Source organism: Pseudomonas soli (assembly GCF_900110655.1).
GTDB lineage: Bacteria > Pseudomonadota > Gammaproteobacteria > Pseudomonadales > Pseudomonadaceae > Aquipseudomonas > Aquipseudomonas soli.
The window spans coordinates 1-1,467 of record NZ_FOEQ01000032.1 but is presented as its reverse complement, the minus strand read 5'-3'; the positions used below and the strand labels follow the sequence as shown (position 1 = coordinate 1,467).

General features: G+C 53.6%; 1 rRNA gene. It reads right to left on the bottom strand.

The window, feature by feature from the left end:
• Positions 1-71: 71 nt before the first annotated feature.
• Positions 72-1,467, bottom strand: a 23S ribosomal RNA gene (locus BMY03_RS25955); the annotation flags it as partial.

The following is a 1,467-nucleotide window of genomic DNA, read 5'->3' as shown; positions in this document are numbered from 1 at the left end:
TTCGTCGCGAACTTTCGGTTCGTTTCGTCTTCACCACCGCAATCTGCGTGAGCAAATTGCTTGGGTGTTATATGGTCAAGCCTCACGGGCAATTAGTATTGGTTAGCTCAACGCCTCACAGCGCTTACACACCCAACCTATCAACGTCGTAGTCTTCGACGGCCCTTCAGGGAGCTCAAGGCTCCAGTGAGATCTCATCTTGAGGCAAGTTTCCCGCTTAGATGCTTTCAGCGGTTATCTCTTCCGAACATAGCTACCCGGCAATGCCACTGGCGTGACAACCGGAACACCAGAGGTTCGTCCACTCCGGTCCTCTCGTACTAGGAGCAGCCCCTCTCAAATCTCAAACGTCCACGGCAGATAGGGACCGAACTGTCTCACGACGTTCTAAACCCAGCTCGCGTACCACTTTAAATGGCGAACAGCCATACCCTTGGGACCGGCTTCAGCCCCAGGATGTGATGAGCCGACATCGAGGTGCCAAACACCGCCGTCGATATGAACTCTTGGGCGGTATCAGCCTGTTATCCCCGGAGTACCTTTTATCCGTTGAGCGATGGCCCTTCCATACAGAACCACCGGATCACTAAGACCTACTTTCGTACCTGCTCGACGTGTGTGTCTCGCAGTCAAGCGCGCTTTTGCCTTTATACTCTACGACCGATTTCCGACCGGTCTGAGCGCACCTTCGTACTCCTCCGTTACTCTTTGGGAGGAGACCGCCCCAGTCAAACTACCCACCATACACTGTCCTCGATCCGGATAACGGACCTGAGTTAGAACCTCAAGGTTGCCAGGGTGGTATTTCAAGGATGGCTCCATGAGAACTGGCGTCCCCACTTCAAAGCCTCCCACCTATCCTACACAAGCAAGCTCAAAGTCCAGTGCAAAGCTATAGTAAAGGTTCACGGGGTCTTTCCGTCTAGCCGCGGATACACTGCATCTTCACAGCGATTTCAATTTCACTGAGTCTCGGGTGGAGACAGCGCCGCCATCGTTACGCCATTCGTGCAGGTCGGAACTTACCCGACAAGGAATTTCGCTACCTTAGGACCGTTATAGTTACGGCCGCCGTTTACCGGGGCTTCGATCAAGAGCTTCGCTTGCGCTAACCCCATCAATTAACCTTCCGGCACCGGGCAGGCGTCACACCCTATACGTCCACTTTCGTGTTTGCAGAGTGCTGTGTTTTTAATAAACAGTCGCAGCGGCCTGGTATCTTCGACCGGCGTGGGCTTACGCAGCAAGTGCTTCACCCTCACCGGCGCACCTTCTCCCGAAGTTACGGTGCCATTTTGCCTAGTTCCTTCACCCGAGTTCTCTCAAGCGCCTTGGTATTCTCTACCTAACCACCTGTGTCGGTTTGGGGTACGGTTCCCAGTTATCTGAAGCTTAGGAGCTTTTCTTGGAAGCATGGCATCAACCACTTCGCGCTCTAATGAGCACTCGTCATCAGCTCTCGGCCTT